The organism is Streptomyces sp. NPDC097129, assembly GCF_055668065.1.
Genome location: NZ_JBVOQE010000014.1, coordinates 112146 through 128437 on the forward strand (window position 1 = coordinate 112146; position 16292 = coordinate 128437).

The following is a 16292-nucleotide window of genomic DNA, read 5'->3' on the forward strand; positions in this document are numbered from 1 at the left end:
CGATCTGCGCACAGACACGACGATTCAAGGAAGTCAACGGGCCGAGAACGGCAGGGAATGTGCTCGCCGGCACCGGCGCCGGCCGGATCCTTCAAAGGAGACATCTCGTGACAGCACGTCTGAAGATCCTCGCCATCAACGGATCGGAGCGCGACGGCAACACCGCCGATGTCCTCAGGCACGCGGCCTCGATCGCCGAGCAGCGTGGTGTCGACTTCGAGACCGTCGACCTGCGCGACCTCTGGATGGAGCGCTGCGGCCCCTGCGGCAACTGCAACGACCGTCCCGTCCCCTGCGCCCTGCCCGACGGAGTGCCCGGCGTCGTACAGAAGATGATCGAGGCGGACGGCATAGTCTTCGCCGCCCCGGTCCACGGATTCGGCACCGCGAGTCTGATGCAGACCTTCATCGAGCGGGCCGGCGTCGGCTACCTGCGCTTCGACCGTCCGCTGAGCAACAAGGTCGCCGGCATCATCTCCGTCGCACGCCGCTACAGCGCCGGCGAGGTGTGGGCCCAGCTCACCGTCAACGCCCTGCTCAACCGGATGATCGTGGTGGGCAGCGGATTCCCGGCCACGGTGCACGCGCTGCACCGCGGCGACGCGCTCAAGGACGACGAGGGGCTGACGAACGTGCAGCGTCTGATCGACCGCATGGTCGACATGATCCAGCTGCTCGACGAGCACCGCCGGCTGACCGGACGGGACGACCTGCTCGCCTCCGGCGAGGTCAACGAACGCGTCGGCCTCGCCCTGAACGAGACGCAGGTGCCGGCATGACCACTGCGCTCCAGACGCTGCGGGCTCCCGCACGCGGCCGCGACCTCGACGACTTCCTCGCCGTCTACCAGGACGTCAGCCACCGCTTCTACGCCGGCACCCTCACGGACGCCCAGCTCGCGGACTGGCGCAGCGAGCAGCTGACCACCGTGCTGCACCACGTCACCGAACGCTCCCCGTTCTACCGCTGTCACCTCGCGGGCGTGGACATCGACGCCGTCACCCCCGAGGACCTGTCGGCGCTGCCTTTCACCACCAAGGACGACCTGCGCCGCGAGATGTACGACGTGCTGTCGGGACGGGTCGGCGAGGCGAGCATCTACTACGAGACCAACGGCACCACCGGCGCCGCCACACCCTGCCCGCGCGGCCCCCGGGACATCGCCACCTCCAACGCGGCAGTCGAGGAGTCCTGGCGGCGGCTCTTCACATCCCGCTTCGGCGACCGCATGCCCGTCGTGGGTCTGATGGGCCCCTCCGAGCTGTACGCGTTCGGCGACGTGTTCAGCGCCGTCACCGCCTCGCTCGGCGCCTGCCACGTCAAGATCTGGCCCGAGTCACCCCGGGTCGGCTTCCAGAAGGCCCTGCGCCTGATCGAGGAACTGAACGTCGAGGTCGTGGTCTGCGCGCCCGCCCTCTGCCTGAGCCTGGCCAAGGCCGCGCTGCACTACGGCTACGACCTCGCCCAGCTACCGGTGAAGCTCTTCTTGGTGCTCGGCGAGATCTGCACACCGCAGTTCGCCGCCAACGTAGCCACCGTGTGGCCCCAGGCCGTCGTACGTCCCGCGCTGTACGGCTCCCAGGAGGCCCTGTGCATCGCCACCGGAGCCGACGACGGCCGGCTGCACCTGTCGGCGCCCAACTACGTCACCGAGTTGATCGACCCGGACACCGGAGCCGTGCTCGGCGACACAGGTGAGGGCGAACTGGTGCTGACCATGCTCGTCGACGGCATCAAGCCCCTGATCCGCTACCGCACCGGGGACCTGGTCCGCCTCACCCCCGCACCCGCCGGCGCACCGCTGCCCGGCCCCGTCGTCGAGGTCGTCGGCCGGGTCGCCGACCGCGTCGCCGTGGGACGGGCCCGGCTCCACCCCGGGCAACTGGAGACGGCCGTCCTCGACGGGGTGCGCGGCTGCCTGGGCTACCAGGTCGTCATCGACCGCACGGACGACGGCGAGGACGAGATCACCGTCCGACTGGACCTGCTGCCCGGGACCGCGGACCCGGACACCGTCGCCGACGCCGTGGCCGGACGGCTGCGCACCCTGACCGGCGCCCGGGCCAGAACCGTCATCGAGGCCGAGCTGGATCCAGTGACCCACACCGGCTCCTTCGTGAGCTGGAAGGCGGCCCGGGTGCTCGATCTGCGGTCGGCTCCGGACCACGCGGCCGTCACCGCCCGGCAGGTCGCGCCCCGCTACGCGATCACCACATGAACCGAAGGAACCTGCGATGACCGAGCCCTGCCCGGCTCCGGCCGCGGTCCGGGTGACCACCCGGACACACCGGCTCCCTCAGCTGCCGATGCTGCCCGCCTACCGCGCCCTGGCCGCGCACTTCGGCGACGACAGCGTCTACCTGCTCGAATCGGCGGCCGGCCCCATCCGCGAATGCCGCTTCCAGTTCGTCGGCTTCGGCGCACTGCTGTCCGTGGCGGTCACCGACGGAATCGTCCGCGTCGAAGGCGTCCCCGCACTGCGCGAGCCGCTGCTGCAACGCATCCGGCCACTGGTCGCCGAGGGAGCCGACGGCACCTTGCGCCTGCGGACCCTGGCCGGCCTGTGGCCGCTGCTGCGCACCGCCCAAGGGCTGTTCGACGCCCCCGGCTCGGCGACCCGCTTCCGCTTCGGCTTTCTCGGCTACTTCGGCTACGACACCGTGCGCTACGTCGAAGACCTGCCCCACCTCATCGAGCAGGGCCCCGACCTGCCGGACGTCGCCCTCGTCCTCCACCAGGGCCTCGTGGTGCGCGACGTCGCCGAAGACCGGACCGAACTGCTGCTGCACGAGTCCGACGCCTGGCCGGCGTACGACCCGCAGGAGATCACCGAGCTGCTGGACGACGCGGTGAGCACCTGGCCCGAACCCGAAGCGGACGACGTCCCCGAGGCGCTCGTGAGCGACGACACCGACCCCGAGGCGTTCCGACGGGATGTGGAACGCTGCCTGGAGCACATCGCGGTCGGCGACATCTACCAGGTGCAGATCGGCCATGAACTGACCATCCGTTCCGGCGCCGACCCCGTCGACGTCTACCAGCGACTGCGCCGACGCAACGCCTCCCCGTACATGTACCTGGCGAGTGTCGGCGGCCAGCGGATCATCGGCGCCAGCCCCGAACTGTTCGTACGGATCGAGGACGGCACCGTCACCATGCGGCCCATCGCCGGCACGCTGCCGCGCACCGGCGACGACGAGGCGGGCGCCCGGCGCCTGCGCTCGGACCCCAAGGAGATCGCCGAGCACACGATGCTGGTGGACCTGTGCCGCAACGACATCGGGCGGATCGCCCAGGCGGACTCCCTCGACGTGCCCGACGAGTTCTCCGTCGAACGGTACTCCCACGTCCTGCACCTGGTCTCCACCGTGACCGGGCAGGCCGAGGCGGCCAAGGACGCCTTCGACGCCGTCGCCGCCCTGTTCCCCGCGGGCACCATGACCGGCACCCCCAAGATCCGGGCCATGGAGATCATCGAGTCCCTCGAACGCAGCCGCCGCGGCCTGTACGCCGGCGCGCTCGGTGTCATCGACGTCGGCGGGTACACCAACCTCGCGCTGTGCATCCGCACCCTCTTCCAGCACGACGGCGTCTACCGCACACGTGCCTCGGCGGGGATCGTCGCCGACTCCGAACCGGCGAACGAGTGGCGCGAGACGCTGGCCAAGATGAGTGCCGCCCACTGGGCGGTCACCGGAAAGGAGCTGTTGTGACGACACCGCCGCCCGCCGCCGGACACCCCGTCCCACGACCGCGCATCCTGGTGGTCGACGCCTTCGACAGCTTCGTCGACATCCTGCGCCAGTACCTGATGTCCGCGGACGCCGAGCCTTTGATGGTGCGCTCCAACGCGCTGCGGCTGACGGAAATCGAACGACGCCACCCCGACGCGATTCTCCTCGGCCCGGGCCCCGGGCACCCGGACGACTCCGGACACGTGGAGATCGTGCGGGCTTTCGCCGGCCGGCTGCCGCTGTTCGGCGTCTGTCTCGGCCATCAGGCCATCGGCCGCGCATACGGGGCCCGAGTGGTACCGGCGCAGCGGCTCATGCACGGCAAGGCGAGCCACATCGAGCACGACGGGCGCGGACTGTTCGCCGGAGTGCCCAACCGTTTCTCCGCCACCCGCTACCACTCTCTGATCGTGCCCGAGGCGACCGTGCCGGCCGAACTGGAGGTCACCGCCCGCTCCGCCGAGGACGGCTACGTGATGGGTCTGCGCCACCGCACACTTCCCATCGAGTCCGTCCAGTTCCACCCGGAGAGCTTCCGCACCGAACACGGCCTGCGCATGATCTCCAACTGGCTGCGCACGGTACGGGGCTTCGCCACCGAACGGGGCCACGTACTGGCGGCCTGAGGCCGCCGCCCGAACACGGCACGCAGCGAGATGCGCCGCCGTCCGCCCGGATGATGGGCTCGCCGAGTCGGAGTCACGCACCCCGGAGGCGACGTGGAGTACTGGAACGGCACGGCGGAGACCATGCCCCGCGAGGAACTCGAGCAGTGGCAGTGGCGCCGCCTTCGGCGCGCCCTGGACCACGCCCGGCACAACTCCCCCTTCTGGGCGGAGCGGATCCCCGACGGCATCACCTCGATGGCCGCGTACACCGAACGCATGCCCCTGCTGTACAAGGCGGACCTCCTCGCCTCCCAGCAGGCCGCACCGCCGTACGGCACCTGGCCCTCGCTCGACCCGGTCCACGGAGTGCGCCACCACCAGACCAGCGGCACCAGCGGCAACCCGCCGGTGCGCACCTTCGACACCGAACGCGACTGGAAGTGGATCACCGACACGTTCTGCACCGCGCTGTACGCCAACGGTGTGCGAGCCCACCACCGGGCCCTGGTGTCCTTCGGCTACGGCCTGTTCGCCGGCTTCTGGGGCATGCACTACGCCCTGGAACGCATGGGCTGCACCGTCGTACCCGCCGGCAGCCTGGACTCCCGGACGGTGGTGCGGCTGCTGGTCGACTACCGGATCGAGGTACTCGGCCTCACCCCGAGCTATGCCATGCGGCTGATCGAGACCGCGAGCGAGATGGGCGTCGACCTCGCCCGGGACGCCAACGTGCAGGTGATGCTGGCAGGTGCCGAGCCGCGCTCCGACTTCACGACCCGCACCATCGAGCAGGCGTTCGGCGCCCGCGTCTTCAACGCCGCCGGAACGACCGAGTTCGGCGGGGTGTTCATGTTCGAGTGCCCCACGCGCCGCGGCGCCTGCCACATCAACGAGCCGACCGTCATCGAGGAGGTGCTGCACCCCGAGACGCGGCAGCCGGTGGGCTACGGCGAGGAAGGCGTCCGCGTCACCACCGGCCTGTACCGCGAGGGCATGCAGCTCTTCCGCCACTGGACCGAGGACATCGTCGTCAAGCGGCCCTACAGCGAGTGCGGCTGCGGCCGGACCTGGGACTTCCTCGACGGCGGCATCCTGCGGCGCGTCGACGACATGCGCAAGATCCGCGGTGTCTCGGTGACCCCGGTGATGATCGAGGACGTGCTGCGCTCCTTCCCCGAGGTCCACGAGTTCCGCTCGTCCCTGCGCACCGTGCGCGGGCTCGACACCATCCATGTCCAGGCCGAGGCGGGCGAGCTCAGCGGCGAGGCGGCGCAGGCCCTGTGCGCGCGCATCGCCGAGGAGTTCAAGCGCGAGATCGGCATCCGGCCCCAGGTGGAGCTCGCCCCCCGGGGCAGCCTGCCCCGAACCAAGTGGAAGGCGGCACGACTTCATGACGAACGACACCTCGCTCACGCCTGAGCAACTGGACCGCCTGCTCGAGAGCTACCGCACCTTGATGGGTCTGTCCGGCACCTGCCGGGTGCCGGCCGTCCGGGCCGCCCTGCGCGGCGCCACCGCCGAACTCCGTGTCGCCCTCGACGGCCAGGCCGTGGACCTGGACGACTACTACCGCCCCGCGCCGGCCGAGCGGGACGGGACAGCACACACGCTGCCGGACCTGGTGGCCTGAAGGAAGAACAAGCACGAGGAAGATCGTTGCGGGCCGGTTCACGGCACTCGACGAAGTGGTGGAGGCTCCGGAGAAGTGGAGCATGCTGACGCGTCGTCGCCGCCCGTTACCGGCACACCACGAGGGGGGCGGACCATCCGGTCCGCCCCCCTCGCCGTCCCTGCAGGCGGCTACTTCGAGCCCTTCACCGCGTTCTCCAGCTGGGCGCCCGTGTAGGCCTCCGCGTCGCGGAAGTACTCCACCCGCAGGCTCTGCGGGCTGCGCACGCCGTGGGTGACGCGGTCCTTCTCGTAGGCGTCGAGGAGTTCCTGTGCCTCCGCCGTGGCCTCGGCGAACCGCTCGGCGGGCTCCGCGCCCCGCTGGAGCACGTCGTCCATGGCCCGCGTCATGACGTCCTGAGCGCCGGCGAAGTCGCCGAACAGGGCGCCGCGGCACGGCGGCACGCCCTCGCCCTGGCCCTGGCCCTCGGCGTACGAGCCGAGCTGCTCGCTGGCCAGGCGGTGGTACGGGTTGGCGTCGAACCAGCCCTCGTCCTCCAGAAGCCGGAAGGAGGAGCGGGTGACCGGGACGAAGCTGGAGGCGATGTGCCGGTCTGCGGCGTTGCGCGGGCTGTTCAGGAACTGCATGAAGGCCAGCGCGCCGTCCTGCGTGACCTCGTCCAGACCGTCGGCCAGCCACAGCGACGTGCCCGCGATGATGTTGCCGCCGTACGACTCGCCGTCGCGGCCCGGGAAGCGGCCGACGCTCATCTCGAAACCGGCGTTCTCCGCCGCCATCGCCATGTAGTTGAGGTCGTTGGAGGAGGTGATGCGCAGCGCCACGTCCTGGTCGGCGAACGCCTTGATGTTGCCCTCCCAGTCCGGGATCTTCCCGGTGTACAGGTAGTGGCCCCGGCGGTGCAGTTCCCGCCACCACTCGACCCAGGTGAGCATCTCCTTCGACGACAGGTCCAGGCGGCTCGCCCGGCCCGTACGGCCGTTGGCGTTGTCGGCCAGCTCACCGCCCTGCACGGCGAGCGCCTGCTGGAAGAACAACCCGTGGTTGGACCAGGTGACCCCGTGCGAGGGACCGCCCTCGAGGGCCGCCACCGCCTCGCAGGCCGCCTCGATCCCGCCCCAGGTCGTGGGCAGCGAGCCGATGCCGGCCCTGTCCAGGATCGTCTTGTTGCCGTAGACCAGCATGGCCGTGACGACGGCGGGCATGGAGGTCAGGTCCCCGTCCACCGAGTAGTACTCGCGCACGGCCGAGATCAGGTCGTCGACGACCACCGGCTCGCCGAGGATCTCGCTGCGGCCCGCGATCGCCTTCTGCACGGAGGTGAACAGCGGCCTGCCGTCGGCGGTGCGCGAGTCGCGGGCCGCCTGGGTGACCGCGAAGTAGTACTCCGCGACGGCCGGGGGACGACCGGACTGCGCGGCCTCGGCTATCTGCTGCGACAGCAGCCGGAAGTCACGGCCCTCGATGTTGATCCGGTACTCGGGGTGCGCCTTCTCGAACTCCGCTCCGAGCCGGTGGAGCCGGTCCATGTAGCCGGGGAACGTCAGGTCGGCCACCCAGACGTCGATCACGGTCCTGGCGGTCATGCGGTGCCTCGTCTCTCTTGGTCTGTGTTGTCGAACCGGGTCGGGGGCGTGCGCGCCGCGCCTCAGGCCGCCACGGCCACGGGGCGCAGACTGCGGGCGAAGGCGCGGATGTCGCCGGTGAGGGCGGCGGGCTGCTCCAGCGCGGCGAAGTGGCCGCCCCGCTCGAACTCCGTCCAGTGCGTGATGGTGGGGATGTCCCGGTCGGCGAGGCTGCGGATGGGCACGAAGATGTCGTCCGGGAAGACAGCGACACCCACCGGCACGGTCAGCGGCGGCGGTACGGACCCGGCCGCCGCGGCGCGCACACCGGCCGCGCCCTCGTAGTAGAACTGCGCGGAGGAACCCGCGGTGGCCGTCAGCCAGTAGATCGTCACGTTCGTCAGCAGCCGGTCGCGGTCGACGGCGTCCTCGGGCAGCGCGGTGGCACCCGTCCAGTCCAGGAACTTCTCCACGATCCAGGCCAGCTGACCGACAGGGGAGTCGGTGAGCGCATACGCCAGCGTCTGCGGACGGGTCTGCTGGAGCTTCATGTAGCCCGACAGCTCCGCGTCGAAGCGGGCGAGCTTGCCCAGGCGCGCCTGGTCGCCCTCGTCGAGGCCTGCCAGCTCGGCGGGGTCTCCGGAGGGGAAGGTCATCAGCATGTTCACGTGCACGCCGGCGACGTGCTCGGAATCGATGCGGCCGAGTTCCAGTGAGATCACCGCTCCGGCGTCGCCGCCCTGCGCGACGTACCGGTCGTAGCCCAGACGCGCCATCAGCTCGGCCCAGGCGCGAGCGATGCGCGCCGTGTCCCAGCCGGTCTCGGTCAGCGAGGAGAACCCGTAGCCGGGGATCGAGGGGATCACCAGGTGGAAGGCGTCCGCCGGGTCGCCGCCGTGCGCACGCGGGTCGCTCAACGGACCGATCACGTCCAGGAACTCGGCGACGGAGCCCGGCCAGCCGTGCGTGAGCAGCAGCGGCGTCGCGTCCGGCTCGGGGGAGCGCACGTGCAGGAAGTGCACTCGAGCGCCGTCGATCTCCTCGGTGAACTGCGGGTGGGCGTTGAGCTGGGCCTCCGCGGCCCGCCAGTCGAACGAGGTGCGCCAGTACTCGGCGAGTTCCTTGAGGTAGCCCAGCGGCACTCCGCGGTCCCAGCCCACACCGGGCAGCTCGTCAGGCCAGCGTGTCGCGTCCAGGCGGCGGTGCAGGTCGTCGAGCTGGGTCTGCGGGATGTCGATGCGGAAGGGATGCATGAGCGCTCCGTCAGTGGCTGACCGTCAGGCGGTCGTCGAATCGAGGGGTACACGGGCGCGCTCGCACAGGGCGGGGATCGGCTCCCGGACCACCCGGAGCGCCCAGCCGTATCGTCCGCCGCCCCGCAGGCCGCCCGCATCTTGCGGATTGCTGGACCCGCCCGACTGCCCGTGCACAACGGCCCGGCAGGCAACAGCGCAGCCAGGAAGATGCAGCGCCGCCGTGCTCCCTGGCAGCGTGGCGCACCGCGCGCGGCGCCGGCGCCTGCCGCACCGACCCCGGAAGGACCACACCAGATGACCGTTTCCCCCGCCCCTGCCGCCGTCGGACTCGCCGACGCGTTCGTGGACGCCCGGCCAAAGGACGTGCCCGCACGGTTCCGCGCCCTGGCGGACGCCGTGTGGAGCAACGGCCGGGCGCACCCGGACGCCCTCGCCGCCGTGCCCGCGCTCGTGTCGGCCCTTGAGCGGTCCGGCACCGACCGCAAGGGGTATCCGGCCGTGCTGCTCGGCCTGCTGGCCGAGACCGAATACCCCGACCCCGACGGCCCGCTCGGCACTGCCGTGCGCGACCACCTCGACGTCTATCTCGACCTGCTGGGCACCGAGGGGATCGGCACACCGCTCACCCTCGCCCTGCTCTACCTGCTGTCGCACTTCCCCGGTGACCGCGAGCGCATCCTCGCCGCGACCGCGGGGCTCGCCCTGGAGGCGGAGGACCTCTCCCGCCTGGACCGGTCGCTGAGCACGCTCGACCCCTCCCGGCCGGACCTCGGACGGGTGTGGCCGTCGCCCTCGGCGTGGACCCTCAACGCGGACGAGCGCGCCTTCGACCAGAGCTGGATCAGTGAACTGACGCCCCAGCAGGTGCAGGCGAACTGGGAGAACGACACCCGTACGGTCCTGGGCTGCACCGGCGCCCGCGCGTACTGGGCGGTGTGCCACGGCGACCCGCGCAACCTGCCCGAGGCCCCCCTGCCCGACCACCGCGACGTCAGCGCCCCCGTCGCCGACGCGGCCCTGTTCGCCCCGCACCTCAACGCCCTGCGCTGCCCCGCCTGCCGGGGGTCCCTGGCCTCCCACGACGGCGTCGCCCGCTGCGCCGGCTGCGCGGCCCGCTACCCCGTGGCCGGTGGCATCCTCGACCTGACCGCACCCGCCGGGGAGCACGACGCCGACGCCTCCGCCGACTTCCTGGAGAAGCTGTCCAGGGTGCCCAGCATGGGCCTGTTCTACGAGGCCGTCGCCCGCCCCGCCTTCCTGCGGGTCTCCGGCTCCAACTGGGGCGGCGCCGTCACCCCGCAGGACGAGGACCGGTACATCGCCGACCACGTGCGTCCCGTCGACGGGCCCGTCCTCGACCTGGGCGCCGGCGCCGGACGGTGGACCGCCGTCATAGCCGAGACCGTCGGTGCCGACCGGCTCATCGCCCTCGACAGCGCGCTGCCCATGCTCAACGTGCTGCGCGGGCGGCTGCCCGAGGTGCCGTCCGTGCTGGCGTCCGCCGCCGAACTCCCCTTCGACGACGCCTCGCTGGGCGCCGTCGTGTGCTGGAACGCCCTGCAGGCCTTCTACGCCGACGCCGGCGCGGCGATCGCCGAGGTGAGCCGGGTGCTGCGGCCGGGCGGCACGTTCACCATGATGACCTTCCGCCGCTCCGACGACCCGGTCTACAGCTACTTCCAGTCCGCGCACCGCTTCCCCCAGCACCAGGGCGGCCTCCAGCTGTTCGACCTCGACCGGCTCAAGGGATGGCTGGCCGACGCCGGCCTGACGGTCAGCGAAGAGAGCGGGCCGGGAACCTTCGTGTTCATCACGGCGGTACGCGAGCACTGAGGCACGGCGAGCCCGTCGCAGCACCGACGCACAGAAGAAGGAAGAACGCTGTCATGAACCAGCACGACGTCCTGCGGACGGCCCTCGCGGCACCCGGCACAGCGCAGTACGACGAGGCCACGGCCGTCTTCAACCTCGCCGTACCGGCGCGGCCCGAGACAGCCGTGACCGCACGCAGCGTGGCCGAGGTCCGCTCTGCCGTGCGTGAGGCCGCCAACCGGGACCTGCCCGTCCGTGTGCACACCACCGGTCACGCCTCGGGCGCCCGGCCGGCCGTCGACGGCGGCCTGCTCATCCGCACCCGGCTGGAGGGCGGTGTCGTCATCGATGCGCGACGCCGGATCGCCCGGGTACCGGCCGGCACGACGTGGGGCGAGGTCGTCGCGGCGGCGGCACCTCACGGCCTGACCGCCCCGCACGGCTCGGCGGCCCACGTGGGCGTGGTCGGCTATCTGCTCGGCGGAGGCGTCAGCTTCTACGGCCGCCACACCGGACTGGCCGCCAACAGCGTGCGCGCGGTCGAACTCGTCACCGCCGACGGCACATCGGTGCGCGCGGACGCCGACAACGATCCCGAGCTGCTGTGGGCCCTGCGCGGCGGGGGCGGCGGCTTCGGCGTCGTCACCGCCGTCGAGTTCGAGCTGTTCGACGTGGCCAAGGTGGTCACCGGAGGCACCTACTGGTCTGCGGCCCACGCCCCCGCACTGCTCTCCGCCTGGCGCGACTGGGCCGCGCACGCCCCCCGCCGGGCCACCACCTCGCTGCGCGTGATGAACCTGCCACCCGTCCCCGGTGTCCCGCCCGCGCTGGCGGCCGGCCCGGTGATCTGCGTCGACGGCGCGGTGTTCGCCGCCTCCCCGGACGACGTGGCCGACGCGCGACGCCAGGCCGACGATCTGCTCGCACCGCTGCGCGACATCGCCGAACCGCTCATGGACACCTGGGCGCTCACGGACGCGGCCGGTGTCCTCGACGCCCACATGGACCCCGCGGAGCCGGTCCCCTTCATCGGCGACCACCTGCTCCTGGCGGAGCTCGGCGACGACGCGGCCGAGGCGTTCCTGCGTGTGCTCGGTGAGGGCTCCGGCTCCCCGCTGGCGGTAGCGACGCTGCGGCAGCTCGGCGGCGCGTTCGCCGACGCCGACCCCCGCGGCGGCGTGCTGAACCAGGTGGACGCGGCCTTCGCCTACATGGGGTCGGGCCCGCCGTTCGGGCCCGTCACCCCGGCGGACCTGGACAGCCACTGCGCCACCGTCCGGGCCGCGCTGGAGCCCTGGAACACGGGTCGCACGATCCCCTCTCTGGTCGAGGGCGTGCAGCGGCCGCAGGGCCATCTCGACGCCGACGCGGTGACCGCCGTGGACCGGGTCCGCTTCCGGATCGACCCGCACGGGCGCTTCGCCGGCGACATCGCGCCCGGAGCGAGCGCGCGAGCCTGACACCTCACCGAGGGGCGACGGTGCGGGGGCCGAAAAGGGCCCCCGCACCGTCGTGTTGTGCCGGCCGGGACCGCGAAGAAACGCCAGAGCCCTCGGCACGCCGGCGGGGGACCGGCGTACCGAGGGCTTCACTGTGCGGCGGGGGAGTGGGGGCCGTGGACTACTTGAAGCTGATCACCTGGCCGCCACCCTCCCCGGTGTCGCTGCCCAGGCCGACCTGGGTGGGGGTGGTCTTGGCGTCCACCGTGCCCCAGACCTGGCGGTCGGCCCCCACCACGGCCTGGAAGGAGCTGTGCACCACCAGCGTGGTGTTCACCTTGCCCTGGGCGTCCGAGACGACGTCCTTCGACGTGGTCGCGTCACAGCCGTACTTGGTCGGCTCCACGAACGCGCACTGACCGACGTGGAAGACGGTGTTCGGGGTCAGCCCCGACACCGCGAGGGTGACCTGCTGGCCGTCGGTGAGGCCCGAAGCCGGCGAGACCGAGACGACCGGCGAGGCGGCCATGGCGGAGGGCTGGACGGCGATGGCCAGGCCGGCGGCGATGGCGGCGGTGGCGCCGATGCGGGCAACGAGACCGAGCTTGTTGTTGACGGTCATGATCTTTGACTCCATGTCATATGTGAGGGGACCAGAAGGACGGGGATCGGGGCTTTTCTCGGGGCCGCATCCCCTGTCCGCCAATGACGTTAGGCGTCGGTGATCAACCCGGGCATCTTCCAGGTTGCTTCATGAAACCCATCCCGTTCCCGGAACAGGAGGGCATTCTGCGAGATGCGGCCGGCCCGCCGGCAGGGGGAGGCTCGGGGGCGGGCGCCGCATGTCCCAGAGGCAGCGACGCCAACACCCCCACCCCACACGACGACGGGAAGAACAAGCACATGACTGCAGGCGGTGCTCCCAAGGCCGGGCGGAAGGAGTGGATCGGGCTGGGAATCCTCGCCCTGCCCACCCTGCTCGTCGCCCTCGACGTTTTCGTACTGCTCCTCGCCCTGCCGCATCTGAGTGCGGACCTCGACGCGAACAGCAACCAGCAGCTGTGGATCATGGACATCTACGGCTTCATGGTCGCCGGCTTCCTGGTGCCCATGGGCACCCTCGGCGACCGCATCGGCCGGCGCAAGCTCCTGCTCATGGGCGGCGCGGCCTTCGGCGCCGCCTCCCTGCTCGCCGCGTTCGCCACCAGCCCCGGCATGCTGATCGCGGCCCGGGTCCTGCTGGGCGTCGCCGGCGCTGCGATCAGCCCGTCCACGCTGGCTCTGATCTCCACCATGTTCAAGGACGAGAAGCAGCGGGCCGCCGCCATCGGCATGTGGGCCAGCTGCTTCACCCTCGGCGCCATCATCGGACCCATGCTGGGCGGCGTCATGCTGGAGCACTTCTGGTGGGGCTCGCTCTTCCTCATGGGCGTACCGGTGATGGTCCTGCTGCTGGTCACCGGACCGAAGGTGCTGCCCGAATCCGCCAACCCGGAGGCGGGCAGCATCGACCTGCCGAGCGTCGCCCTCAACCTGGGCACCACCATTCCGGTGATCTACGGCATCAAGGACCTGGCCCGCAACGGCTGGAGCCCGCTGCCCGTCGCCGCCATCGTCATCGGCGTCGCCCTCGGCACGCTCTTCGTCCGTCGCCAGCGCACGCTGACCTCTCCGTTGCTCGACGTGACCCTCTTCCGGCACGGCCGCTTCAACGCCTCGCTGCTCGGCCTGCTCGCCTACAGCCTCATCGGCGGCACGGTCATGCTCCTGATGACCCAGTACTTCCAGGCCGCCCAGCGCATGAGCCCGATCGAGTCCGGTCTCGGCCTGCTGCCGGGCATGGCGGCGGCGACCGTCTCCTTCATGGTCTGCCCGATCATCGCCCGCAAGGTGCGCCCCGCCTACGTCATCGGCGCCGGCCTGGTCGGCGTGGTCACCGTCCTGCTGTTCTTCTCCCAGCTGAGCGCCGACTCCGGTACGGCCACCCTCGTCATCGGATTCGCGGTGTTCTCCTTCTGCGGTGCCCCGCTGGTCGCTCTCGGCACCAACATGGTCGTCGGAGCCGTCCCGCCGGAGAAGGCCGGATCGGCCGGCGCTCTCTCCCAGATCAGCAACGAGTTCGGTGCCGCCCTCGGCGTCGCGACGCTGGGCACCCTGGGCCTGGCCATCTACCGCGACCAGATTCACTCCGCTGTCCCGGCCGGCGTCCCCGCCGGTGCGGCCGACGCCGCTCGCGACAGCGTCTCCGGCGCCGCGGCCGCCTCGCAGAGCCTGCCCGCGCAGCTGGGCGACGCGCTGATGGAGCCCGTCCGCACCGCCTTCACCGGCGGCATCCACACCGTCGCCGCCGTCGCGGCCGGCCTGATCGCCGTCGCCGGAGTGTTCTTCGTGGTGCTGATGCGCCACATCCCGCCGATCGGCCAGGAACAGACCGCACCTGCCGAGGCCGAACCGACGGAGGAGAAGATCCTCGCCGCCTGAGCCCGCTGCGGCCATCACGAAAGCGCCGCCGGACGACCCGCGAGGTCGTCCGGCGGCGCTTTCGTCCCAGGCGCCTCAGCGCAGCTCGATCCCGGTGTACTTGCCGAGCGCGGCGAGGAACTCGCCGCGCGAGAGCGCGGCCGCGACGAGTTCGATGTCGTCGGCCATGTACCGGTCCACGCCCAGCGCAGGCACGAGCGAGCGCACCGCGTCGTACGTCGCCTGGGAAGCCGGGCTCAGATCGTCGTAGCGGCGTGAGACGTCGACCGCCTGCGCGGCGGCGAGGAACTCCACGGCGAGGATCCGGTTGTTGTTGCCCAGCACCCGGCGGGCGTTGCGGCCCGCGATCAGGCCCATGCTCACCACGTCCTGGTTGTCGCCGTTGGACGGCACCGACTGGGTGGATGCCGGACCGATCGTCCGGTTCTCGGCGACCAGTGCCGTCGCCGGGTACTGGGCGCCGGCGAACCCGCAGTTCAGCCCCGGATCGGCGGCCACCAGGAACTCGGGCAGGCCATAGCTGAGGTGACGGTTCAGCAGTCGGTTGAGCTGCCGCTCGGCGAGCACACCGAGCTGGGTGAGGGCGATCGTGACGAAGTCCAGGACGAAGGCGATCGGCTGCCCGTGGAAGTTCGCGCCGTGGAAGATCTCCTGGCCTTCGAAGAACAGCGGATTGTCGTTCGCCGAGTTGAGTTCGATCTCCAGCTTGTCCTGCGCGTGGTACAGGGTGTCGCGCACGGCGCCGAGGATCTGCGGGACGGCCCGCAGCGTGTACGCCTTCTGGAGGTAGGTGTCGGTGCGCTGAACGTCCCGGCCGTCCTCCTTGACGTCCTGCACCTGCCGGCGCAGTTCCGCGTGTTCGGCGATCAGCCGGCTGCCGGCCAGCAGGGCCCGCAGGTTCGCGGCCGAGTCGATCTGCCCCCGGTGCGGACGGGCCACGTCATGTCCCTCGGCCAGGAACGGGCTGGCCGAGCCGCGCAAGACGTCGTTGAGCAGGGCCGACACCAGTTCCGCCTGCCGCGTCTGGGCCATGGCGCGCTGCACGACCAGCGAGCCGAGCCCGGTCATCGCGGATGTCCCGTTGATCAGCGCGAGGCCTTCCTTGAACCGCAGTCGCAGCGGCTCGATGCCCTCCTCCCGCAGCACGGTCGCCGTCTGCACCCGCCGGCCGTCGCGGAGCACGTACCCCTCGCCGATCAGGGTGCTCGCCAGGTGTGACAGGGGCACGAGGTCACCGCTGGCGCCCAGCGAGCCGATCTCCGGAATCGCCGGGACGATACCCCGGTTCAGATAGAGGGCGAGGCGCTGGAGGATTTCCGGGCGCACCGCGGAGTACCCCTTGGCCAGGGTGTTGAGGCGCGCCGCCACGATGGCCCGGGCCTCGTCCTCCGCGAACAGCGGCCCCACGCCGGAGCTGTGACTGCGCACCAGGTTGGTCTGGAGCTCGACCTCCTTCGACTTGTCGACCTGCATGTAGATCATCTCGCCGTACCCGGTGGTGACGCCGTAGATGGGGACGTTCTGGCCGGCCAGCTCCTCCAGCATCGCCCGGCTGCGCAGCGTCCTGGCGACCGCGTCGGGGTCGACGACCGCCGTCGCCCCTTCCTCGGCGATGCGCCGGACGGCGTCGATGGTCAGGGTCTGGCCGTCGAAGGAGACGGCGGCAAAAGTCTCGACTGAGGTCAACGTTTCACTCCAGGCAGAGGCGGGGCGAGGAAATGGGGCGAGGGAGACAAGGGAGGAACAGGGGCGCGCAGTCGTGTCCGGGAT

13 protein-coding genes are annotated in these 16292 nt (G+C 71.3%); 9 read left to right on the plus strand and 4 right to left on the minus strand.

All coding sequences use genetic code 11. The annotated features are described in order from the left end of the window. Positions 1–107 precede the first annotated feature (107 nt). From AC0B9F_RS32765 to AC0B9F_RS32790, 6 genes are all read left to right on the plus strand, one after another. Positions 108–779 carry a flavodoxin family protein gene (locus tag AC0B9F_RS32765; protein WP_472008680.1) on the plus strand — a complete coding sequence of 224 codons (672 nt, stop codon included), beginning with the start codon at positions 108–110 and terminating at the stop codon, positions 777–779. Then, positions 776–2218 (plus strand): phenylacetate--CoA ligase family protein, encoded by a 1443-nt coding sequence (locus AC0B9F_RS32770; RefSeq protein ID WP_472008682.1) that lies wholly within the window; start codon positions 776–778, stop codon positions 2216–2218. The genes AC0B9F_RS32765 and AC0B9F_RS32770 overlap by 4 nt, the downstream gene beginning before the upstream one ends. 16 nt (positions 2219–2234) lie before the next feature. After that, positions 2235–3713 carry an anthranilate synthase component I family protein gene (locus AC0B9F_RS32775; RefSeq protein WP_472008684.1) on the plus strand — a complete coding sequence of 493 codons (1479 nt, stop codon included), beginning with the start codon at positions 2235–2237 and terminating at the stop codon, positions 3711–3713. After that, the gene (locus AC0B9F_RS32780; protein ID WP_472008685.1) at positions 3710–4360 is read left to right on the plus strand and encodes an anthranilate synthase component II; all 651 of its coding nucleotides are present in this window, start codon (positions 3710–3712) and stop codon (positions 4358–4360) included. The genes AC0B9F_RS32775 and AC0B9F_RS32780 overlap by 4 nt, the downstream gene beginning before the upstream one ends. Before the next feature lie 93 nt (positions 4361–4453). Beyond that, positions 4454–5761 carry a phenylacetate--CoA ligase family protein gene (locus AC0B9F_RS32785; protein WP_472008687.1) on the plus strand — a complete coding sequence of 436 codons (1308 nt, stop codon included), beginning with the start codon at positions 4454–4456 and terminating at the stop codon, positions 5759–5761. After that, on the plus strand, positions 5733–5972 hold the full coding sequence (locus tag AC0B9F_RS32790; RefSeq protein ID WP_472008688.1) for a DUF6052 family protein: 240 nt from the start codon (positions 5733–5735) through the stop codon (positions 5970–5972). The genes AC0B9F_RS32785 and AC0B9F_RS32790 overlap by 29 nt, the downstream gene beginning before the upstream one ends. A 170-nt stretch (positions 5973–6142) precedes the next feature. On the opposite strand, the gene AC0B9F_RS32795 is transcribed toward AC0B9F_RS32790, so the two are convergent. Both AC0B9F_RS32795 and AC0B9F_RS32800 read right to left on the minus strand, forming a co-directional pair. After that, positions 6143–7555 (minus strand): extracellular solute-binding protein, encoded by a 1413-nt coding sequence (locus tag AC0B9F_RS32795; RefSeq protein WP_472008690.1) that lies wholly within the window; start codon positions 7553–7555, stop codon positions 6143–6145. A gap of 62 nt (positions 7556–7617) precedes the next feature. Continuing rightward, complete coding sequence (locus AC0B9F_RS32800; protein ID WP_472008691.1) at positions 7618–8787, minus strand: epoxide hydrolase family protein; 1170 nt, start codon at positions 8785–8787, stop codon at positions 7618–7620. 297 nt (positions 8788–9084) lie between these two features. Between AC0B9F_RS32800 and AC0B9F_RS32805 the strand changes: the two genes are divergently transcribed. Beyond that, complete coding sequence (locus AC0B9F_RS32805; RefSeq protein WP_472008692.1) at positions 9085–10623, plus strand: methyltransferase domain-containing protein; 1539 nt, start codon at positions 9085–9087, stop codon at positions 10621–10623. A 53-nt stretch (positions 10624–10676) separates the two neighbouring features. Further along, positions 10677–12062 (plus strand): FAD-binding oxidoreductase, encoded by a 1386-nt coding sequence (locus AC0B9F_RS32810; protein WP_472008693.1) that lies wholly within the window; start codon positions 10677–10679, stop codon positions 12060–12062. A 160-nt stretch (positions 12063–12222) separates the two neighbouring features. Here the strand turns inward: AC0B9F_RS32810 and AC0B9F_RS32815 are convergent, their stop codons facing one another. Next, a complete protein-coding gene (locus AC0B9F_RS32815) occupies positions 12223–12663 on the minus strand; it encodes an enediyne antibiotic chromoprotein (RefSeq protein WP_472008694.1) in 441 nt (146 codons plus the stop codon). A 281-nt stretch (positions 12664–12944) separates the two neighbouring features. On the opposite strand from AC0B9F_RS32815, the gene AC0B9F_RS32820 reads away from it, so the two are divergent. Then, the gene (locus AC0B9F_RS32820) at positions 12945–14522 is read left to right on the plus strand and encodes an MFS transporter (RefSeq protein ID WP_472008696.1); all 1578 of its coding nucleotides are present in this window, start codon (positions 12945–12947) and stop codon (positions 14520–14522) included. A 75-nt stretch (positions 14523–14597) separates the two neighbouring features. Here the strand turns inward: AC0B9F_RS32820 and cmdF are convergent, their stop codons facing one another. Next, a complete protein-coding gene (gene cmdF / locus AC0B9F_RS32825; protein ID WP_472008698.1) occupies positions 14598–16208 on the minus strand; it encodes a tyrosine 2,3-aminomutase in 1611 nt (536 codons plus the stop codon). Positions 16209–16292 lie beyond the last annotated feature (84 nt).

Coding starts and splice junctions, on each gene's coding strand:
- AC0B9F_RS32810 (WP_472008693.1), top strand. CDS start 10,677: ATGAACCAGCACGACGTCCTGCGGACGGCCCTCGCGGCACCCGGCACA.
- AC0B9F_RS32775 (WP_472008684.1), top strand. CDS start 2,235: ATGACCGAGCCCTGCCCGGCTCCGGCCGCGGTCCGGGTGACCACCCGG.
- AC0B9F_RS32805 (WP_472008692.1), top strand. CDS start 9,085: ATGACCGTTTCCCCCGCCCCTGCCGCCGTCGGACTCGCCGACGCGTTC.
- AC0B9F_RS32770 (WP_472008682.1), top strand. CDS start 776: ATGACCACTGCGCTCCAGACGCTGCGGGCTCCCGCACGCGGCCGCGAC.
- AC0B9F_RS32800 (WP_472008691.1), bottom strand. CDS start 8,787: ATGCATCCCTTCCGCATCGACATCCCGCAGACCCAGCTCGACGACCTG.
- AC0B9F_RS32820 (WP_472008696.1), top strand. CDS start 12,945: ATGACTGCAGGCGGTGCTCCCAAGGCCGGGCGGAAGGAGTGGATCGGG.
- AC0B9F_RS32795 (WP_472008690.1), bottom strand. CDS start 7,555: ATGACCGCCAGGACCGTGATCGACGTCTGGGTGGCCGACCTGACGTTC.
- AC0B9F_RS32815 (WP_472008694.1), bottom strand. CDS start 12,663: ATGACCGTCAACAACAAGCTCGGTCTCGTTGCCCGCATCGGCGCCACC.
- AC0B9F_RS32790 (WP_472008688.1), top strand. CDS start 5,733: ATGACGAACGACACCTCGCTCACGCCTGAGCAACTGGACCGCCTGCTC.